The 19,792-nt window shown below is 71.5% G+C and carries 13 protein-coding genes and 2 pseudogenes; 6 read left to right on the plus strand and 9 right to left on the minus strand.

Annotation, left to right across the window (positions count from 1 at the left end; translation table 11 throughout):
* A pseudogene (locus G4D87_RS38875) lies at nucleotides 1-247 on the plus strand (hypothetical protein); the annotation flags it as partial.
* 20 nt (nucleotides 248-267) lie between these two features.
* Here the strand turns inward: G4D87_RS38875 and G4D87_RS14035 are convergent.
* The 4 genes from G4D87_RS14035 to G4D87_RS14050 all read right to left on the minus strand — a co-directional run bounded on the left by G4D87_RS14035 (nucleotide 268) and on the right by G4D87_RS14050 (nucleotide 2,880).
* Complete coding sequence (locus G4D87_RS14035; protein ID WP_163782574.1) at nucleotides 268-1,344, minus strand: radical SAM protein; 1,077 nt, start codon at nucleotides 1,342-1,344, stop codon at nucleotides 268-270.
* A complete protein-coding gene (locus G4D87_RS14040; protein ID WP_090488769.1) occupies nucleotides 1,341-1,580 on the minus strand; it encodes an anti-sigma factor family protein in 240 nt (79 codons plus the stop codon). Before G4D87_RS14040 ends, G4D87_RS14035 begins: the two co-directional genes overlap by 4 nt.
* Before the next feature lie 65 nt (nucleotides 1,581-1,645).
* Complete coding sequence (locus G4D87_RS14045; RefSeq protein WP_163782575.1) at nucleotides 1,646-2,260, minus strand: RNA polymerase sigma factor; 615 nt, start codon at nucleotides 2,258-2,260, stop codon at nucleotides 1,646-1,648.
* A 35-nt stretch (nucleotides 2,261-2,295) separates the two neighbouring features.
* Entirely contained in the window at nucleotides 2,296-2,880 is a 585-nt protein-coding gene (locus G4D87_RS14050) for a DNA-3-methyladenine glycosylase (RefSeq protein ID WP_163782576.1), read from the minus strand.
* A 107-nt stretch (nucleotides 2,881-2,987) separates the two neighbouring features.
* Here G4D87_RS14050 and G4D87_RS14055 point away from each other — a divergent pair, with 107 nt between their 5' ends.
* On the plus strand, nucleotides 2,988-4,538 hold the full coding sequence (locus tag G4D87_RS14055) for a 4-alpha-glucanotransferase (protein ID WP_163782577.1): 1,551 nt from the start codon (nucleotides 2,988-2,990) through the stop codon (nucleotides 4,536-4,538).
* Nucleotides 4,539-4,583: 45 nt separating this feature from the next.
* On the opposite strand, the gene G4D87_RS14060 is transcribed toward G4D87_RS14055, so the two are convergent.
* Nucleotides 4,584-4,895 carry a hypothetical protein gene (locus G4D87_RS14060; protein ID WP_163782578.1) on the minus strand — a complete coding sequence of 104 codons (312 nt, stop codon included), beginning with the start codon at nucleotides 4,893-4,895 and terminating at the stop codon, nucleotides 4,584-4,586.
* A gap of 156 nt (nucleotides 4,896-5,051) precedes the next feature.
* Here G4D87_RS14060 and G4D87_RS14065 point away from each other — a divergent pair, with 156 nt between their 5' ends.
* Nucleotides 5,052-7,196, plus strand: coding sequence for a BamA/TamA family outer membrane protein (locus tag G4D87_RS14065; RefSeq protein WP_163782579.1), 2,145 nt, complete (start codon nucleotides 5,052-5,054; stop codon nucleotides 7,194-7,196).
* Nucleotides 7,193-11,881 carry a translocation/assembly module TamB gene (locus tag G4D87_RS14070; protein ID WP_163782580.1) on the plus strand — a complete coding sequence of 1,563 codons (4,689 nt, stop codon included), beginning with the start codon at nucleotides 7,193-7,195 and terminating at the stop codon, nucleotides 11,879-11,881. The genes G4D87_RS14065 and G4D87_RS14070 overlap by 4 nt, the downstream gene beginning before the upstream one ends.
* A 58-nt stretch (nucleotides 11,882-11,939) precedes the next feature.
* Here G4D87_RS14070 and G4D87_RS14075 read toward each other — a convergent pair whose 3' ends face one another.
* Nucleotides 11,940-12,986 (minus strand): hypothetical protein, encoded by a 1,047-nt coding sequence (locus G4D87_RS14075; protein ID WP_163782581.1) that lies wholly within the window; start codon nucleotides 12,984-12,986, stop codon nucleotides 11,940-11,942.
* Nucleotides 12,987-13,201: 215 nt separating this feature from the next.
* Between G4D87_RS14075 and G4D87_RS14080 the strand changes: the two genes are divergently transcribed.
* Both G4D87_RS14080 and trxA read left to right on the plus strand, forming a co-directional pair.
* On the plus strand, nucleotides 13,202-14,110 hold the full coding sequence (locus tag G4D87_RS14080) for a LysR family transcriptional regulator (RefSeq protein WP_176411322.1): 909 nt from the start codon (nucleotides 13,202-13,204) through the stop codon (nucleotides 14,108-14,110).
* A gap of 119 nt (nucleotides 14,111-14,229) precedes the next feature.
* Nucleotides 14,230-14,559, plus strand: coding sequence for a thioredoxin (gene trxA, locus G4D87_RS14085; RefSeq protein ID WP_163782583.1), 330 nt, complete (start codon nucleotides 14,230-14,232; stop codon nucleotides 14,557-14,559).
* Nucleotides 14,560-14,581: 22 nt separating this feature from the next.
* Here trxA and G4D87_RS14090 read toward each other — a convergent pair whose 3' ends face one another.
* The 3 genes and pseudogenes from G4D87_RS14090 to G4D87_RS14100 form a co-directional block, all read right to left on the minus strand.
* On the minus strand, nucleotides 14,582-15,892 hold the full coding sequence (locus tag G4D87_RS14090; protein ID WP_163782584.1) for a PQQ-dependent sugar dehydrogenase: 1,311 nt from the start codon (nucleotides 15,890-15,892) through the stop codon (nucleotides 14,582-14,584).
* A 361-nt stretch (nucleotides 15,893-16,253) separates the two neighbouring features.
* Nucleotides 16,254-19,007, minus strand: coding sequence for a VWA domain-containing protein (locus tag G4D87_RS14095; protein ID WP_163782585.1), 2,754 nt, complete (start codon nucleotides 19,005-19,007; stop codon nucleotides 16,254-16,256).
* 124 nt (nucleotides 19,008-19,131) lie between these two features.
* Nucleotides 19,132-19,792, minus strand: a pseudogene (locus tag G4D87_RS14100) (vWA domain-containing protein); the annotation flags it as partial.

Below are 19,792 nucleotides of genomic sequence, written 5' to 3' on the forward strand. Positions count from 1 at the left end.
GAGCCGCCCCCATGCGAGCGAGCTCGCCCTTGTCTCCCCCGGTGCGCACCGAATCTTCCTGGGCGACCAGTGGATTGCGTACCGCGTCCAGGCAGAGGACCGGACCCTCCAGTTGCTGGACTTTGGCAGCTGGAGCAAGAGCCCACTGACACGACAGGCGTCCCCCGCGGCGCAATGGCACGGCTCGGGTCACCGGGAGGATGGCTGGGACAATGAGGGCGGCGGCAGTCCACCCTCCCCACCCTAGGCCCCAGCCTTCCGCGCGCGCTACGGCGTCGTGGAGGGAGGCGGCTCGGCGGGCCGCGGCATCACCGTGCCGCCGTACTGCGTGGCCGCCAGCGTGCCACACGCCGCGCCAATCTCCTTGCCACCGGAGTACCTCCGCGCCACCGGTGACTTGAGAATCTGGAGGTGGTCGCGGAACGCGCTCAGCTCCTCGGGCGTGGGCGGCAGGTACTTCCCGGTGGGGTCCGTCACGTCGATGAGGTCCACCTTGATGCGGATGCCCTCGAAGGCGGCCTTCAGCGCCTCGGCGTCCTCGCGGCCCAGGTTGAAGCCGCTGATGGCGACATAGGCGATCATCGCCCGTTCGCGCCGCACTTCGCTGTACTCGCGGATGGCGGCGATGAGCTCCGGCAGCGGATGCGTCTTCTCAATCGGCAGCACCTTCGCGCGCTTCTCCGCGATGGCGCTCGTCACGGAGAAGGCCAGCCGGTACGGATGCCCTTCGCGCACGTAGCGGCGGATGGCCGGCACATGGCCCGCAGTGGAGAAGGTAATCGCCTCCCCCGCGATGGAGAACCCCGCCGGGTGGCGCAGGATGTCCGCGGCCCGCAGCGTCTCCTTGTAGTTGAGGAGCGGCTCCCCCATCCCCATGAAGACGACGCCGCGCACCGGCCGGTCCGCTTCCTCCCGGACCTGGAGCACCTGGTCCAATATCTCCCACGTCTGGAGGTTCCTTTTGAAGCCCAACTTCCCCGTCATGCAGAAGTCGCACGCCAGCGCACAGCCCACCTGGCTGGAGACGCAGATGACGTACTTCTCATCGAAGATGGGGATGCGGACCGCTTCAATGCGCCCGCCCAGCGGCGAGTCGAAGAGGTACTTCACGAAGCCGTCGTCCGCGCGGCGGCGCTCGACGATGGCCAGCTTCGGCAGCTCCGCGTGGGCGCGCAGGTGGTCTCCCACGCGGCGGGGCACCTGACGGGCCGAAGCGACCTCCTCCACGGACTGAGCACCGTGGGCGAAGACGGCCGCGAACACCTTGCGGACGGCGGCGGGCGACGGGGAGAGCGGCGCGAGCGCGGCCTCCAACTCCGGCAACGACAATGACTTCAGGTTCACGAGGCGGACTTGATTTTGGAGCGAAGGAACTCGGTGAGCTTCTCGGAGACTTCCTTCGGCATCTTCGCCGCCAGCGCCTTCTTGCACAGCCCGGGCGTGGCCCGGTAGGTGCGCAGGAAATCCACACAGGGGCTGCACCCGCGCAAGTGCTCACGCAGGTGCTGCGTGTCCTCGGGAGACATCTCTCCGTCGAGAAATTGCAGCAGGAGGTTGATGGAATCTTTGCAGTTGTACATCCGAACCTCGGCTGGCTGCGGCGCGCCCTCGTTCCTCTCAAAGATGCCGAGCGCTTCGTCGCGTTTCACAACTCGCGACTGTCCCGGTTGTAGAAAGCGTCGATGGCTTCACGGAGCGCGAGCCGTGCCCGGTGCAACCGGCTCTTGATGGCGGGGATGGAGTCCCCCGTTGCCTCTGCAATCTGTTCGTAACTGAGGCCCTCCACGTCTTTCAAGAGGAAGACCTCCCGGTATCCCTCGGGCAGGCGGTCCGAGGCCTGCTGGATGGCGGCCCCCAGCTCCGCGTCCAGGGCCTTCTCCTCGGCGTCCCGGCTCCAGTCCGTCTGGGGATACTCCGCCAGGGAGCCCCGCTCGGTGAACTCCGGGCCCTGGAGCTCCTGCTCGGCTGCCTGGGCCACGCGGCGGTGGCGCAGGCGCATGAGCGCATGGTTGGCGGCGATGCGGTGCACCCAGGAGCCGAAGGCGGCATCCCCCCGGAAGTCCTTCAGGTGTTGGTAGGCGGACAGGAAGGTGTCCTGGGTGATTTCGGCCGCGTCGGCCTCCGAACGGGTCATCCGGAGCGCCAGGCCATACACCTTGTCCCGGTGGGCATCCACCAGGGCCTCGAAGGCGGAAACGTCCCCATCCTGTGCGCGAGAGAGGAGCTGACGGTCCTCTTCCATGACGGCCTCGTCGGACATGGCGGGGCGCACCCAACCAGCCAGGAAGCCCGCCGTCAAGCGGGCTTGCGGCCCCCCGGCGACGGCCCCTTGCTGACATGTTGACTGTCCCGGACCCACAACCGGAAGGGTTCGGCGGCCCACGTCCCAGCGTAATCCACGCCAATCCGCGGTCCCCGGGACACGGCTGACTCGGGAACAGGCGTCCCGCGTCTCAGGTGCAGCGCCGGCGTACACAGGCCCCGCCGGTTGTGTGCCCGGGTGAGGCCCAGCGCCTTGCACAGGCGGCCCGGCCCGTCCGTGCGCGTCCCCGGGGGCAGGCCCTCCACCGGCTCCACCGCCCGCACCAGCACCGCCGCGCCCACCCCCGCGGCATCCGTCACGACGTTGAAACAGTGGTGCATGCCATAAATCAGATAGACGTACGCCACGCCGGCCGGGCCGAACATGACCTCGGTGCGAGGGGTGAGCCCCTTGGCCGCGTGGCACGCCAGGTCGTGCTCGCCCAGATAGGCCTCCGTCTCCACGACGCGGCCCACCCGGCGCTGTCCGCCCTCCTCCACCACCAGCAAGGCGCCGAGCAGCTCCCGGGCGACCACCAGCGCGGGGCGGGCGTAGAAAGACTCCGGCAACCAGTTCACGCCTGGATGTTAACGGCCCTTCCGTCTGGAAAGCGAAGAACCCAGACACATTCGGAGCGCGTCGGCAGTTCCCACCGGCGCGGGGCTGGGGCAGATTGCATCGCACCATGTCCACACCCGGCCGGCTCTCCGGTCTTCTGCTCCCGCTCTTCTCCCTCCGCTCGCAGAGCGACTTTGGCATCGGTGACTTCGGTGCGCTGGAGGGCCTGTTCACCTGGATGCAGGCCGCCCGCCAGCGGATGCTGATGGTGCTGCCGCTGCTGCCCACCGCGCCGGGTGACCCGAGCCCCTACGCGACGCGCTCGGCCTTCGGCCTCAATCCGCTCTTCATCGACCTGCAGCGGCTGCCGGAGTTCACCGCGGCCGGCGGCGAGGCGGCCCTGTCCGACGCGCAGCGCGCCCAGTTGGCCGAGGCGCGTGCGGCGCCGCGCGTGCGCTACGACTGGGTCTTCCCCCTCAAGGACGCCGCCTTCGCGCGCGCCTTCGACGTCTTCGAAGCGCGGCACTGGGCGCCCCAGTCCGAGCGGGCGAAGTCCTTCCGCCAGTGGCGCGACGCCCAGGGCGAGTGGCTGGAGAGCTACGCGCTCTTCACCGCCATCAGCGAGCAGGAGGACCGCCGCCCGTGGTGGGAGTGGCCGGAGCCGCTGCGCACCCGTCAGCCCGAGGCCCTGGCCCAGAAGTCCCGGGAGCTGGAGCGCCGCGTGCGCTACCACGCCTGGCTGCAGTGGGTGGCCGAGCAGCAGTGGAACGAGGTGCGGACGCAGGCCCGCGCCAGGGACGTCCTCCTGTGCGGCGACGAGCCGTTCATCATCGGGCAGGACAGCGCGGACGTGTGGGCGCACCCGGACATCCTGCGGCGCGACGCCCGCCTGGGCGTGCCTCCGGATGACTTCTCCGCCACGGGCCAGGACTGGGGCCTGCCCTACTTCGACCTGGCGGCCATGGAGCGGGACGACTTCGCGTGGCTGAAGCTGCGCGCGAAGAAGGCGGCCAGCTACTACGACCTGCGCCGGGTGGACCACGCGGTGGGGTACTTCCGACAGTGGATTCGCGACGCGCAGACGCCCGCCGGGCGCTTCATCCCGCCGGACGAGGAGAGCCACCGCCGACTGGGGGAGAAGACCTTCCGCCTGCTGTCCGAGGGCGCCGGTATCGTCGCCGAGGACCTGGGCGTGATTCCGCCCTTCGTGCGCCACATCCTCGCGGAGCTCCAGCTGCCCGGCTACCGGGTGATGCGCTGGGAGCGCGACGACAACCATTACCGTGACCCGCGCCAGTTCCCGGCGGTGTCCCTGGTCACCACCGGCACGCATGACACGGACACGGTGGCCGAGTGGTGGGAGGGCGCGGGGGACCACGAGCGGCAGGCGGCGGCGCGCTCGTGGCCGGAGCTCAACGGCGTGGCCCTCACCCGCGAGTTCACCCCGGACGTGCACCGGGCCATGCTGGCCTCGGCGCTCAACGCCAACAGCGACTTGTGCGTGCTGCCCTGGCAGGACGTGCTCGGCACCCGGGACCGCATCAACCTGCCCGGCTCCATGAGCGATTCGAACTGGGCCTACCGAATCGAACAGAACGTGAGCGACCTGCTCACCGATTCGCGCACGCGCGAGGCCGCCGAGCGGCTGGCCTGGCTCACCGCGTCCGCGCGGCGCTGAGCCACCGTCCGCCCGGGGGACTCGCAGTCCCGGGCGGTGACGGCCTCACGGTTCGATGCACTTCACCTGGGCCGGGAAGCCGTCGAACAGGGCGCAGGTGCGGCCGGAGTTGACGCACTCCAGCCGCTCGCAGACGTCATCGAAGACGCAGATGGGCGGCGAGCGGCCGAACTCCAGGAAGATTTCCGTGCAGAACTGGTACGGATTCACACAGCCGAACGAGCCGCAGTAGGGCGCGTCCGACAAGCTCTCCCCTTCCCTGGGGCGCACCGCCTCGTCCTCGGAGACACCACACGAGGACGCGCAAACCGCGAGCACGGAGAACACCAGGCTTCTGATTCGCCGGGACTGGGCCATGACCCCCCATCTTGGGCCAGGCGGGCGCGGCTTGCACGTCTTCACGAGGCGCCACTCCGGAGCACCGGACACTGGAGTCCCGCCCGACGTCCCGGTATGCGACAAAGCATTGCCATCCTGGACGGAAGAAGTGTTGGGGCCGCGAGCCTTCCGGCTATGAAACCTCCCGTGGCCGCCGACCTGCTCAGACACCTCCGCCTTGCCACTCCACTCGCGCTGCTGCTCGCCGCGGCCTGCGCCACCACGAATGCGCCGCCCCCTTCGGGGCCCAAGGTCACCGACCTGGAAATCCAGGGAACGGACCAGGTGAGCGAGGGCGCCATCAAGGACCGCATCCTCACCACGGCGACGCCTTTCTGGGGCTTCTGGCCCTTTGGCGGCCCCAGCTACTTCGACGCCAACGCCTGGCAGGCGGACCTGCGGCGCATCGAGCGGTACTACCAGGCCCAGGGCTACTACCAGGCGAAAGTCACGAACGCCGAGGTGAACCCGGACGGTGACGACCAGGTCGCCATCGACATCCGCGTGCAGGAGGGCGAGCCCACCCGCATCAGCGAAATCCAGGTGACGGGCCTGGACACCTTGCCGGAGGACGTGCGTGAGGAGCACCGCGAGTACGTGCTGGACGGGCTGCCCCTGCACGAGGGCGACGTCTTCAGGGAAGAGGCCTGGGAGGAAGCCAAGGTCCGCGTCCAGGAGCGGCTGCGCGAGCTGGCCTACGCCGAGGCCGAAGTCGACGGTGAGGTGCGGGTGGACGTGGACACCCGGCAGGCGGTGGTGGCGCTGCGCACCCGGCCCGGCATCCGCTACCGCTTCGGCAACACCTTCGTCGCCACGGACGCCAATCCCCAGGTGCCTCCGCGCCGCATCATCGAACAGGTGACGGGCGCGCTGAAGAAGGGGGACTGGTACAGCGAGACGGCGCTGGCCAACGCGCAGGCGCGCGTGTTCCGCATGGGCGTGTTCGGCGCGGTGAAGGTGAACCGCGGCGCGCCGGACCGCGAGTCCGGCACGGTGCCCGTGGTGGTGGACGTGCGCGAGGCGCCCTTCCGCTCGGTGCGGCTGGGCGGCGGCCTGGGCGTGGACGCGGCCCGGCAGGAGGTCCGCGCGGTGGGCGAGTGGACCCACCGGAACTTCGGCGGCGGCCTGCGCCGCTTCACCGTCCGCGGCCGGCTGGGCTACGCCTTCATCCCCAACGTCCTCAGCTTCAACAAGAACGGCCCCGTCTTCGACGTCACCGCTGAATACGAGCAGCCCCGCTTCCTCTTCCGGGACCTGCGGGCGCAGAACTCGCTCAGCGTGGAGAAGGGCCTGGAGCAGGCCTATGACTTCTGGGGCGGCAGGCTCCAGACGGGCGTCATCTGGCAGCCGCACCCCGACTTCTCCATCTTCCCCTCGTACAACCTCCAGGTGTACCGGCTCAGCGGCCGTGTCAGCGCGGACTCGCGGGTGCCGCCCATCGTCCTGGGCTGCGGCGAAGGCCAGGAGCAGTGCGACGTGGCGCTCAGCTTCCTGGAGCTGGCCTTCACCTGGGACCGGCGCGATGACGTCATCGAGCCGCGCGACGGCTACTACCTCTCCCTCTCCCTCCAGAAGGGCGGCGGTCCGCTTTTCGGAGACTTCAACTACGTCCGCCTGCTGCCCGACCTGCGCTTCTACCGCTCGTTCGGCGAGGACAAGCGGTTCATCCTGGCGGCGAAGGTGCGCGCGGGCACGCTGAACCCCGCGGGCGGCGGCCAGAGCTCCATCGTCACCCGCTTCTTCTCGGGCGGTGGCACGTTCATGCGGGGCTTCAACGGCCAGCGCCTGTCCCCCCTGGCCGCCCTGCAGCGCACCGCGGACGTGGACGGCGACGGCGTCCCGGAGGTCGTCCAGGACGAGGAGTGGGACACCGTGCCCGTGGGTGGCAACAGCCTCTTCGAGACGTCGGTGGAGATGCGCTACCAGTTCACGGAGAGCCTGATGGTGGCGGCCTTCTATGACACGGGCCTGGTGGGCATCGAGGACTTCGCCCACGCGAACCGGCCCAAGCTCTTCGGCCCCCAGCACTACCACGCCGTGGGCATGGGCCTGCGGTATCTGACCGTCGTGGGGCCCATCCGGCTGGACATCGCCCGGCGGTTGAACATCGGCGGGGGATTGCCCGTTTCCACCCCGGGATACATCTATCCCGAAGCCGGAGGCTGCTTCGGCATCGGAAGCCGGTGGAGGCCCACGGGTCCGACGACGCCCAGCGGCGCGTTTGCGGGCGCTCCGGACGGGCAGTGCGCGCTGCACCTGTCGATTGGAGAGGCGTTTTGACGCAATCCCCCCCGAGCCGGCCCGCGCGCTGGGGCCGTCGCGTGCTGTGGAGCCTGCTGGGCCTGGTGGGCCTCATCGTGCTCGTCGTCGCGGGCGTGCTCGTCTTCGCCACGACGTCGCGCGGAGAGGCCTGGCTCGTCCAGAAGGGGCTCGCGCTGGCCAACGAGCAGCTCTCCGGCCGGCTGGAGCTGGGGCGCCTGGACCTGTCCCTGGGCGGCGTCATCCTGGAGGACGTGAAGCTGTATGACCCCGAAGGCGAGCTGGTGGCGGAGCTTGCCCGGGTGGACGTGCGCGCGCGGCTGGCGGGGCTGGTGCGCCAGCACGTGGACCTCTCCTCCGCGCGCATCGAGCGTCCGCGCCTGTATCTGGCCCAGGACGAGCGCGGGCTGAACCTGACGCGCGCGCTGGAGCCTCGCACGCCCAGCCCCGAGGAGCCCTCCACGGGCCGCGGCTCGCTGACGCTGGACTTGCACGAGCTGGTGCTCGAGGACGGCTATGTCGACTTCCGCCAGGCGCTGCCCGAAGGCGGTGAGCGGCAGGTGCGGCTGGAGGACCTGGAGGCCCGGGGCTCGGCCCGCTACGCCGCCGCGACCCAGGGCGTGGGCGCGAACCTGGAGGCCACCGCGAGCCTCACCCGCCCCGTGCCCGGGCCCGTGCGGCTGGCGCTGAAGGCCCGCGGCGAAGAGGGCGCCTTCGAGGGCGACGTCGACCTGGAGGCCGCGGGGCTGGCGCTGGATGCCAGCGGCCGCGCGAAGCTGCCTCCGGAGACGCCGCCGGGCGTACCGGAGGGCCCGCTCCAGGCAGGGCTGGAGCTGCGGCGCCTGTCCGCGCCGCCCGACCTGCTGCGGGCCTTCGTGCCCACCTGGCCCTTGTTGGTGCCGGTGTCCGCGGAGGGCTCCGCCGGGCTGGAGGGTGACGCGGCCCAGGTGGACGTCACCGCGAAGGCCGCCAGCGCCTCCCTGTCCGTGAAGGGCGGCCTGGATTTGGAGCGGATGCGCACCGACGGTCTGTCCGTGAAGGCGCGCGACGTGGACCTGTCGGAGCTGCTGGCGCAGGGCCCCAGGACGCGCATCGCCGCGGACCTGGACGCGAAGGGCGGAGGCACGAGCCTGGAGTCGATGGAAGGCGAGGTGAAGCTCACCGTGTCCCCGTCCGAGTACCTGGGCCAGCCGCTGGGCCCGGTGGAGCTGGAGGCCAGCGCGAAGGAGGGCCGGTATTCGCTGATGCGGCTGCGGATGCTCGCGCCGGGCGTGGCCCTGCAGGCCAAGGGAGACGGCACGGCGGAGTCGGTGAACCTGGAGGGCGGCCTCACTGCCGGCAACCTGGCCCTGCTGTCGCGGATGCTGTCCAAGCTGATGCCGGGCGTGGTGGCGCCCATGGCGGGCAACGGCACGCTGGACTTCTCCGTGAAGGGCCCGCTGCGCACGCCCGCGGTGAAGGTCGACGGCGGCTTCGCGGCGCTGCGGTACGGCGACGTGGCGGCGCAGGACGTGTCCCTGAAGCTGGAGATGCCGGACGTCAGCCATCCCCTCACGTCCAACGCCACGCTGGTGGTGTCCCGGCTGAAGGCGGGCGGGCGGGACTTGCGCGACGTCGCCGTCACGCTGGCCACGCAGGAGCGCGCGCTGGAGGCCAGCGTGCGCGTGGCGGGAGACGCGGAGCTGGGGCTCACGCTCAGTGGCGAGGTGGATGGCGATGGCCAGGGGCTGGCCATCCAGCAGCTGGCGCTGTTCTGGCCGGAGGCCACCTGGACGCTCCAGGCGCCCACGCACCTGGGCTTCGGCGGAGGCAACGTCGAGGTGGAGCCCCCGCTGCGGCTCGCGTCGGAGGGGCAGACGCTGTCGCTCCAGGGCGCGATGCGCGGCCAGCGCGTCACCGCGCGCGTGGAATTGGGCGCGTTCGACTTGTCGCGGCTGCCCAGGTCCTTCGTCCCCGAGTCGCTGGGCCTGGGCGGCAGGCTGACGGGCCACGCCGCCGTCAGCGGGACGATGGCGCGCCCCGACGCGGAGGCCGACTTGCGGCTGGAAGACGGCAGCGCGCGCGGCTACGAGGGGCTCCAGGCGGAGGTGAAGGCGCGCTACGTGAAGGACCGCGCCACCGGGACGCTGGCGGCCAGCCTGCCCGTGGCGCGGCTCGCCGCCGAGTTCGACGTGCCGGTGCAGGGCGTGCTCAAGCGCCGGCGCGACGCGATGTCCGTGCGCGTGGAGCTGGAGGACCTGGACATCGCCGGCGCCATGAAGCTCGCGGGCCAGCCCGAGAGCGCCAGCGGCACGCTGGCGGGCACGCTGACCGTGGAAGGCCCGGCGCGGGAGCCCCTGCTGGACTTCACCTTGCGCGGGCAGGACGTGCGCTACCAGACGCCGCCGCCGGGCTTCTCGCTGCCCGTGCCGCTGGCCTTCCAGCTGCGCGCCGTGTCCGACCGCGAGGACCGGACGCTGGACGCGCGCCTGGACGTGGAGGGCCTGGGCTCCCCGACGTACGTGGCCCTGCGGACGCCCTTCACGGTGGGCGGGCTGATGGCGAAGCCGCCCACGCCCGATGCGCTCTTCGCGACGACGCTGGGCGTGGAGGCCCGCGTCACGCAGCTGCCCCTCACCCTGCTCGAGGGCATGAGCGGCGTGCAGCAGACGGGCGGCACGGTGACGGCGGAGCTGGACTTCGAGGGCTCGGTGCTGGTGCCCCAGGCGACGCTGCGCGTGCAGGCCCACGCGGTGACGATGAACGGGCTGCCGCCCATGAACGGGCAGCTCAGCGTCGTGGGCGGCGACCAGGACGTGAAGCTGACGCTGAACGCGCAGCGCCAGGACGGGCCGCTGGCGCAGCTGACGGCCACGCTGGCGGCCCCGCTGGGCGCGCTCCAGGACCGCGAGGTCTACGGCCACATCCCCTTCAACATCACCGGCCGCGTGGGCCCGGTGCCGCTGAAGGAGCTCCCCGGCCTGGCCACCCCGGAGTCGCCCGTGGCGGAGGGCGCGCCGCCACCGCAGGGCGGCCGGCCCACGGGCATCCAGGGCGTGCTGGCCATGGAGCTGGGCGCGCGGGGCACGCTCGACACGCCGCAGCTGGAGCTCACCGCTGGCGTGCAGGACCTGGGCGTGGGCAACACGGGGCTGGGCCAGGTGCGCCTGAACTACACGTACCGGGACACCCGCTCCCGCTTCGACCTGCTGCTCACCGAGCCGGGCGGCGGCACCATGCTGGTGAACGGAGGCCTGGGCCTGGACGTGTCACTGCCCGCGCTCACCCAGGGACTGCAGACAGACAACGCGCCGGTGGAGGTCACGCTCAAGGCGCGCGACTTCAACCCGGCCTTCCTCTCCGGCACGGTGGAGATGCTGCGCAGCATCGGCGGCGTGCTCCAGGCGGACGCCAGCGTCGCCGGCACGCTGGGCGCGCCCCGCATCAACGGCAGCCTGGAGTGGAAGGACGGCAAGCTGGGGCTGATGGGCCTGGGCGAGTACCGCGACATCCAGCTCGCCCTGAAGGCCAGCCGCGAATCCATCGCCGTCACGACGCTGTCGGCGAAGGCCGGCAACGGCTCACTCCACCTCAACTCGCCGCTGACCGCGGTGCTCAACGCCCGGAATGAGTACGAGCTGTCCAGCCCCGGGACGGCCGAGCCGCCGCTGGTGATGCGCGACTTCCCCATCATCGTCGACGACCAGCTCATGGCGCTGGTGAGCCTGCGCGCGAAGGTGGAGGGCACGCTGTCCCAGCGCCTGGTCAACCTGCGCAACGTCGCCATCCCCGAGGCCACCATCGAGCTGCCGGAAGCCAAGCGCAAGGATTTGCAGGCGCTGGAGCGTCCCGGGGACGTGGTGTTGGTGCGCAACGGCGAGCCGTTGAACCCCAAGAAGCGCAAGGAGGCCGCCCAGGCGCAGCCGCCGACGAATCCCGATGGGACCCCCGCCGAAGGCGCGCCCCCGGACGAAGCGGCCACGCCGCCCATGGTGTTCTGGGTGAATGTGAATGCGCCCCGCAACCTCTGGGTGAAGGGCTCCGACATCAACGCGGAGCTGGGGCTGTCGGAGGACTTCCGCGTCGAATACACGGACGTGGCGCGCCTGTTCGGTGAGGTGCGCGTGCTGCGCGGACGCGTGGACGTGCTGGGCCGCCGCTTCGACGTCCAGCGCGACAGCCAGGTGCGCTTCACCGGCCCGGCCATGTCGCCGTACATCAACGTCACCGCCGAGCACCGCAACGACGGCGCCAAGGTCACCGTGTTCGTCACCATCCGGGGCCAGGGGCGGGAAATCACCATCAAGCCCACCAGCGACCCGCCGCTGCCGGAGTCGGAAATCTACACGCTGCTGGCGACGGGCCGGCGCACGCTGGAGCGCAGCTCCGGTGCCTCCATGAACGCCAGCGCGCAGGCCGCGTCCGTGGTGGGCTCGCTGGTGGCCAACGAGGCCCGCAAGGCCCTGGCCGCGAAGCTGCCCCTGGACGTGGTCTCCATCGAGGCGGGGGACTCCGGCATCGCGGGCACCAAGCTGGAGGTCGGCACGTACGTGACGGACAAAATCTACGTCGGCTACACCGGCCGCGTGGGCGCCAACCTCCAGCAGGGAGAGAACGCCAACGCGGTGCGCTTCGAGTACCAGCTGGGCACGCGCTGGAGCCTGGAAGGCCAGTACGGCGACGCGCGCTCGGGCGGGTTGGACCTCATCTGGACCAACCAGTACTGAGGCGCGCTGGGACACGGCGGGCCCCCGTCCTTCCGGGCGGGAGCCGCCGCTTCGACGATTAGAGGCCGTACATCGCGAAGCACGAGCCCGCGGGGCCCGCGCCGGAGATGGGCGCGCTCGGCGCGCTCAGCCACGCGCTGTTGGCGCCGCACTGGTGCCACTGCCCGTCACCCGTGGACTGCACGCAGGTGCGCACCGGCACGGAGCGGCCCAGCGTGGCGGAGGAGCACCAGCCGTAGGACGCGGTGCAATTCGTCGGCTTGGCCACGCTGCCCGCGGTGAAGGCGCCCGACTGGCACTGCCGCCACATGGCATCCGACGAGCTCTGCACGCAGCCGAGCTCCGGCAAGGTGGCGCCGGCCGTCTCGGAGAAGCAGCCGGAGGCGGAGCCCCAGGCGTAGGCCGACTCGTAGCGGTGGTAGACGACGGCCACCAGCGACGAGCCGCCCACGTTGGTGCGGCCACACTGGAGGGCATACGCGCCCACCCAGGGCGTGTACGTGTAGAGCGCCGCCGTCGCCTTGTTGGCGGGGCGCACCGAGCACGGGTCCGACGTGGACTTCGTCACGCCCACGCGCCAGCCGGAGATGGTGGGACGGCCCGCGTCCAGGTCCGTCAGGTAGCCGCGCAGCTTCTTGGCGGAGCAGTCAATCTGCTTGCCGAAGCCCACGTATTGCGCGTCACAGCCGCTGGTGTCCGGACAGCCACAGCCGGTGGCCTTGGCCAGGTTGTTGGAGTTGCCGCTCTGGATGAGGCTGGACTCCACCTGGATGCGGGCCAGCATGTACAGCGGGCTGATGCCAAAGGCCTTGGAGCGCTCGACGATGAGCGCGGCGGCCGTCTTGTTGTTGAAGGCCGGGTCCCGGTAGTTCGCCAGGAACGAGTTGTTCTGCTGGAGGAAGGCCTGCACCTGCGCGGTGGTCACCCACTGGCTCCCGGTGATGTCGGTGTCCTCCAGCAGCCGGTGCATGTCGTACTTCGTGGTGGCCTCCAGCAAAACCTGGCCGGTCAGCTCGTCGATGACGGGCTCTTCTTCCGCGTCGATGGGACCACAGCCGGCCGCCACCAGCGCGGGCACCAGGAGCAACCACAATCGCGTCTTCATCGCGTCCTCGGGGGGATGGGCCGCGAACCCGGAGAGCGCTGCTCACCGGGCACGGCCAGGGGAGGCCGAGGCTCCAGCCGCGTGAAACATTATTCAAGAATTTCTTATTTTAAATGACTGGCGGATTATTAGTGTCCGGCTGCATCCCCACCCTGGCGCCCTGAGCGCCCTGGTAGCCTTGCCGCGTGCCCGCGAGCCCGCCCCTCCTGGATGACATGCTCCTGTTCACCGAGGTGGTGGCGACCGGCGGCATCACCGCCGCGGCGGAGCGGTTGGGGCTGCGCAAGTCCACGGTGAGCCGCCGCCTGGCGGCGTTGGAGGAGCGGCTCGGCGTCCGGCTCATCGAGCGCAACCCGCGCGGGCTCCGGCTCACGGAGGTGGGCCGCGACTACCACGCCCACTGCGCGCGGCTGGTGGCGGAGGCTCGCGAGGTGAACCGCGCGCTCGGCGAGTCGCGCGTCACGCCGCAGGGCACCCTGCGCATCGCCACGCTCTCCCTGCTGGGCGAGCTGCTGACCCCGCTCATCGCCGAGCTGCTGTTGCGTCATCCCCTGCTCCGCGTGGAGGTCTCACTCGCCGAAGCCCACGTGGACCTCATCTCCGAGGAGTACGACCTGGCGCTGCGGACCGGCCCGCTCGCGGACTCCGCCATGGTGGCCCGAAGGCTCGGGCGCCTTCGCACCGGCTACTACGCCAGCCCGGCCTATCTCGCGAGGCAAGGGACACCCCGGACCGCGGCGGAGCTGCAAGGTCATGCCTGCGTCGTGCTCGCCGCGCCCGGCACCGACGAGGTCTGGTTCTTCGGCGAGGGCCGCGGCGCGAAGAGCCATCCGGTGACGGGACGTCTGCGCGTTCCCAGTGTGCGCGCGGGACAAGCGGCCGCGCGCGCGGGCCTGGGCGTGGTGCGGCTGCCCGCCTCGCTCGTCGCCGAGGACGTGCGCGGCGGGCTGCTCGTCCCGGTGCTGGAAGCCGAGACGCCGCCGGGCATCCCCGTCTTCGCCGTCTACCCCAGCAAGCGGCAGCTCCCGCCCAAGGTCCGCGCCTTCCTGTCGCTGCTGAGCGAACGCGGCGCCGCGCTCCCGTGGGATGACGCCACCGAGCCCACGTCCACCCGGAATCGGTAAGGGACCTCGCGCAACACAGCGTTCCCTCGCGGGCGCTCGTCCCCTTCCGTCGAGGCCACTACACCTGGGTCCACACCCAGGCCGGGCCCACGCGCCCGGCCGCGACAGGAGGACACACCATGACGACCCACGTCATCCCGCTGGACGACGCGCACTTTCAAGGGGAGGTGCTGGAGTCACCCGAGCCCGTGCTGGTGGACTTCACGGCCGCGTGGTGCCCGCCGTGCCGCGCGCTCGCCCCCGTGCTCGACGCGATTGCCGCTGATTTCCGGGGACGGCTGAAAGTGACGAGCCTGGACGTGGACGACAATCCGGAGTCCGCCATGCGCTATGGCATCCGCTCCGTCCCGGCGCTGCTGCTCTTCAAGGAGGGCAAGGTCGTGCGGCAACTGCTGGGTGCCCAGCCCCGCGCGAAGCTGGAGCAGGAGCTGCGCACCCACGTTGGATGACCCGGCGCCCCCTCCGCGAAGCTCAGCGCTTCGCGGAGACGCGCCACAGGGTGTTGCTCGAATCGTCCGCGACGAGCAGCGAGCCGTCTGGCAACACGGTGACGCCCACCGGCCGGCCATGGACGCGGGCCCCGGACGCATCGGCGATGAAGCCCGTGAGGAAGTCCTCCGGCGGTCCGCTGGGCTGGCCGTCCCGGAAGGGCACGAAGACGACCTTGTAGCCAGACAGCACGCGCCGGTTCCATGAGCCGTGCTGCCCGATGAAGGCCCCACCGTGGTACCGGCTGGGGAACGCCTGGCCCTCGTAGAAGGCCAGCCCCAGCGAGGCCGTGTGCGAGCCCAGGGCCACGTCCGGCACGCGCGTCTTCGCCACCAGGTCCGGCCGCTGGCCCGCCATGCGCGGGTCCTCGTGCGCGCCGAAGTAGGCATAGGGCCAGCCGTAGAAGGCCCCTTCTTCGACGTGCGTGAGGTAGTCCGGCACCAGGTCCTCGCCCAGGTTGTCGCGCTCGTTGACCGCCGTCCACAGCGTGCGCGTGCCCGGCGCCCAGGCCATGCCCACCGGGTTGCGCAGGCCGCTGGCGAAGATGCGCTCGCCGCTGCCATCCGGATTGATTTCGAGGATGTTGGCGCGGCGCTCCTCTTCCTTCAGGCCGTATTCGGCGTTGTTGCTCGCCGAGCCCACCGCCACGTAGAGCTTCGAGCCGTCCGCGTTGGCCAGCAGGTTGCGCGTCCAGTGGTTGTTGTAGCCGCCAGCGGGCAACTCCAGCACCTTCTGCCCCTGGGCGCGCAGCGTCGTCGCGCCCGGCGCGTAGGGGAAGCGCCACACGCCGTCGGTGTTCGCCACGTAGAGCTGGTTGCCCACGAGCGCCATGCCCAGCGGTTGATTCAGCCCCTCCAGGAAGACTTCACGCACCTCGGGGCGGCCGTCTCCATCCGCGTCCCGCAGCAGGGTGATGCGGTTGGCGCTGGTGCCGATGTTCTGCGAGCGGACCTTCCCCGTCTCCATGGCCTCCGCGCGGTCCTCCTCGTCCTTGAACAGGGAGGCGGCCTCGGCCACCAGCACGTCGCCGTTGGGCAGCACGTACATCCACCGGGGGTTCTGGAAGCCGTCCGCGTACCGCGTCACCTCGAAGCCGTCGGGCGCCACCGGCTGCGTCCCCTCCGGCCAGCCGATGACGGTGCTGTAGCGCTGCACGTCGAAGCTCGGGTCCGGGGGCGGCAGCGTCGGCGCGGGGACCTCGGGCTCCGGAGCGGCCAAGGGCGCGCGGTGCGCGCAGTCCACCAGGAACAGCAGCGCCGCCGCGCCGAGGGAGAGTCGGGAGAGCACGTTCATGCGCCCTCTTTACGAAGCCTCCGCCGCGAGGCAGCGCCCACGGCCCTTCCAGCACGCCGCGGATGTTGAATGGTGGGAGCCACGCGCGCCCGCTGCCGGGTGCCCGACACCTCGGCCCGGCCAGGGCGTGCGCTACCGCATCACATTCCACCCACGGAAAATTTTAGACCCGTGTTGCAAATCATACACTGCTCGTGTATCCACTCATTCACCCTGTGCGTTTCGCAGGGCGCGGGTCGCCCCACATCTCCGATCCCCCCTTCTCGTTCGGGGCGACTCGTACCCACCGCGGACAGTCGCCCTCACCTGTGCCAGCCCCTTCCTGTCCGGGGCGGCCCGCACCTCTCCCCACGCCTTCGTCTCAACGGTCCAGCCGCCGACGGGCCCGGGCTCGCGCGGCGTCCAGCGCGGAGTCCACGCTCCCCTCGGCCGGCTTCGCTGGCGTCACGGCCGCGTCGCCCTCGTGGGTGGGCGGAGCGGACGTCGGGGCCGTCCGTGTGGCCTGGGCGTGCGACGGCGCCGAGGACGCCCCGGGTGCCGCGGGGACGGGCACGGGGCGCTCGCGGGTCCGCGACGCACGCCGCCGTGGCGCGGAGAGGAAGCGGCGCACGGCCACCTCCGCCAGCAGCAGCGCCAGCGCCAGGGCCACCAGCCACGGCGCCAGGGCCACGCGGCCCAGCGACTCCGGGGCCTCCATGAAGAGGCCCGTCATGGACAAGCGCTCCACGCCGCCGCCCACGGCCGCGACGGCGCGCAGCAGCTCCAGCCCCGCCTTCGCGGAGCCGGGCTCGAACTCCGGCGCGTAGGGCAGCGTGACGGGCGGCGCGCGCAGCACCTTCGCGCCCAGCCGCACCACCGGGTGCCACGTCCCGCTGCCCTCCAGCGGGTACTCGGCGACGAGCCGGTCTTCATCTTCCCAGCGCATCGGACGCTCCACCGGCGCGGCGCGGCCGTCGCCGGGCAGGAGCACCATCGTCGGCGCCGCGCCGGGCAGCGCCTCGCCCGGAGGCAGGTCCAGCGTCACGCGCAGCAGGTGCCCCCGCCGCTCGGTGCGCACCACCGCGTCCCCGACGGGCGCCGCGCCCGCCAGCGTCCAGCGCACCATCCCCTCCAGGGCCGCGCGCAGGGAGGCCCACGTCCGCAGCTCGCCGGTGTACGGCCCGTCCACCTCCGCGGTGAAGGCCACCGTGCGCCCCGCGCCTCGCGGCCACATCGCCAGGACGGGCGCGCCATTCGTGTCCAGGGTGCGCAGCGCCACGTTGGCGCGGGGCTTGAGGTAGGTGAGGTTGTAGCCGCCCACCTGGGGCAGCCCTTGCGCGGACAGCCTGCCGAGCAGCGGCAGGTCCGGCGCGCCTTCCAGCGACGCGGGCTCATCCACGAAGGTGGCGCGCGCCACCGTGAGCGTCTCCTGGCTGAAGATGCGCGGCAGGCTCATCGCGTCCTCGGCGAAGTAGACGCGCCCACCGCCCCGGTGGGCCACCTCCCGGAGCAGGTCCGCGTCCGGGTCCGAGGGCACGCCCAGCCCGATGACGGACACCGTCACGTCCTGCTCGCGCAAGTGGGCCAGCGTGCGCTGGTAGTCCTCGGGCTCCTCGGAGTCCGCTGCGTCGGAGAACAGGAGGACGTGGCGCGTGGACTTCTCGCTGCGGAGGATTTCCGTGCGGCCGGTGCGGAGCGCCTCGCCCACGTAGATGCCGCCGCCACCGCTGAAGCCGCGCGCGACGGCGTCCAGGGGCAACCCCTCCTCCACCGGACTGAGCGGGAAGATTTCATGGGCCGCCGTGTCCACCATGTGCACGGAGACCTCGTCCTTGGGGTTGAGCAGCGTCAGCGCGGCCACGACGCCCTCGGCGGCCAGCTCCATCTTCGTCCGCCCATCCGGGACGGTCATCCCCATGGAGCAGGAGGCATCCATCAACACGCTCAGCGCCAGGGACGCGCGGCGCTGCTCCTCGCGCATCTCCAGGGACACGGGGAGCAGCGGCTCCACGGGCGAGCGACGGAAGCCACCCTCTCCGAAGCTGTTGCGTCCGCCCGTCATCACCAGCCCGCCACCGGCCTGCTCGACGTAGGCCGCCAGCGCGTTGAGTCCCGGCTCGCCGAGCGCATTCGCGTCCACGTTCTCCAGCACCACGGTGCCCACGCCGTCCAGGTCATCCAGCGTGAGGCGGAACGGCGGGCGCACGTCGAGCTGCAACCCTGAAGCGGCGAGCGACTGCGCGAGCGTGCCCCGGGACTGGTTCGTGAGCAGCAACACCCGGGGCGGGCCCTCCACGCGCAGCACGGCGACGCCCCGGTCGTTCTCCACCACGCCGTCGCCGGGGGCGGCCACGGAGAGCTGGTAGCGGACCAGGCCGGGCTCTTCGACCAGGTCGCGCAGCGGCAGCACGTTGGGGCCAGGCTGGAAGTCGAAGGGGCCCTGGAGGAGCACGCGGCCATTGCGCTCCAGGCGGACGGTGCCGGTGACGGCGGCGGAGGCGTGCACCACGGCGGAGAACTGGAAGGGCTCGCGCTCGGAGACGGCGGCGGGGACGTCCACGGAGACGACGGCCACGTCGAGCGGCGGTTCAGGGCGTGCGAGGTGACGCCAGTCCACGGCGAGCCCCCGGGCCGCCAGGCGCCGCGCGGCGCCGCGCGCATCCACGCCCGTGGCGCGGCCATCGGACAGCACCAGCACGCGGCCGGTGCGCTCGTCGGGGATGAGGGCGCTCGCGGCGTCCAACGCGGCGGACAAATCGGAGGCCTCCGCGTCCACGGGGCGCGTGAAGCCGCCAAAGCCGCCGAGGCTGGACAGGGGCTGCTCGACGCGCGCTTCCCGCCCGAAGGTGATGACGCCCACGCGGTCCCCGGGACGGCGCTGCGACTCCAGCAGGGTGACGAGCTCCTGGGCCGTGCGGTCCACGTCGCGAGGCATGGACGCGGAGCGGTCCACCACCACGACGACGTCACTGCCCGCGTCGGCCAGCCGCAGCGCGGGGCCCGAGAGCGCGCCGACGACGAGCACCAGCAGCGCGGCGCGCAGCCACATGGGCGGGCCGGGCCGGCGGCCGTACTTCCAGAGGAAGAGGCCCAGCGGCAGCAGCAGCACCCACGCCTGCGGGAGGGAGAAGGTCATCCGCGGCTCCAGCGACTGGAAGCCATGGCGGCCTCAAGCAGCACGGATACCGGGCGCCCCATCATCCACCGCACGTTCACCTCGCACGCCTTCATCGAATCGTCCCGTCGCACCGATAACGCGTTCATGACGCGCCCCCAGTGCCAGGCGCACTCGTCCCGGAGGCGCCCGACGGCTCTCGCCGCGTGAGATAGAAGTCCGCCACCAACGCGGCGAGCAGCAGGACCAGGGGCCATCGAGCCCGGCCCGGCGCGTTGCCTCCCGCGTCGTCTTCCCCCGCCTCGCGTGCCGGCACGTCCGCGCGTCCGCGCGCACGCAGGTCCGACTCCCGGGCGTCCAGCGCCAGCACCTGCGCCGTGTCCACCACGTCGCCGTCACGCTCCAGCGAATAGGCCCCAGGCCCGGTGGGGGGCGACAGCGTCACCTCGCCCGCGCCAAACACCGGCCGGCTGCCCCCCGGTCCCACGAGCGTGTAACGCGCCCCCGCCAGCGTCACCACCAGCAGCGGCTCCCCCAACATCAACTGCCGCCGAGGAAACCCCTCCCGCGTGCGCCGGGCCTCGCGCACCAGGTTGCTCAGCAGCACCGGCCACGCGGACACGCGCTGCACGTTCGAGCGCGACAGGTCCACGTTGACGTGAACCCGGCCATCCACCTCTTCGGACACCAGCACCGCGTCCCCCGCGCTCACCAGCGGCTTTCCAGGTGGATTGTCCCCCGCCGTCCACCGCACCCCCGAAAGCTGCACGTCATCCAGCAGCGGGTGCCCCTTCTCGGAGAAGAAC

The organism is Myxococcus vastator (genome assembly GCF_010894475.1).
In the GTDB taxonomy this organism is placed as follows: Bacteria; Myxococcota; Myxococcia; order Myxococcales; family Myxococcaceae; genus Myxococcus; species Myxococcus vastator.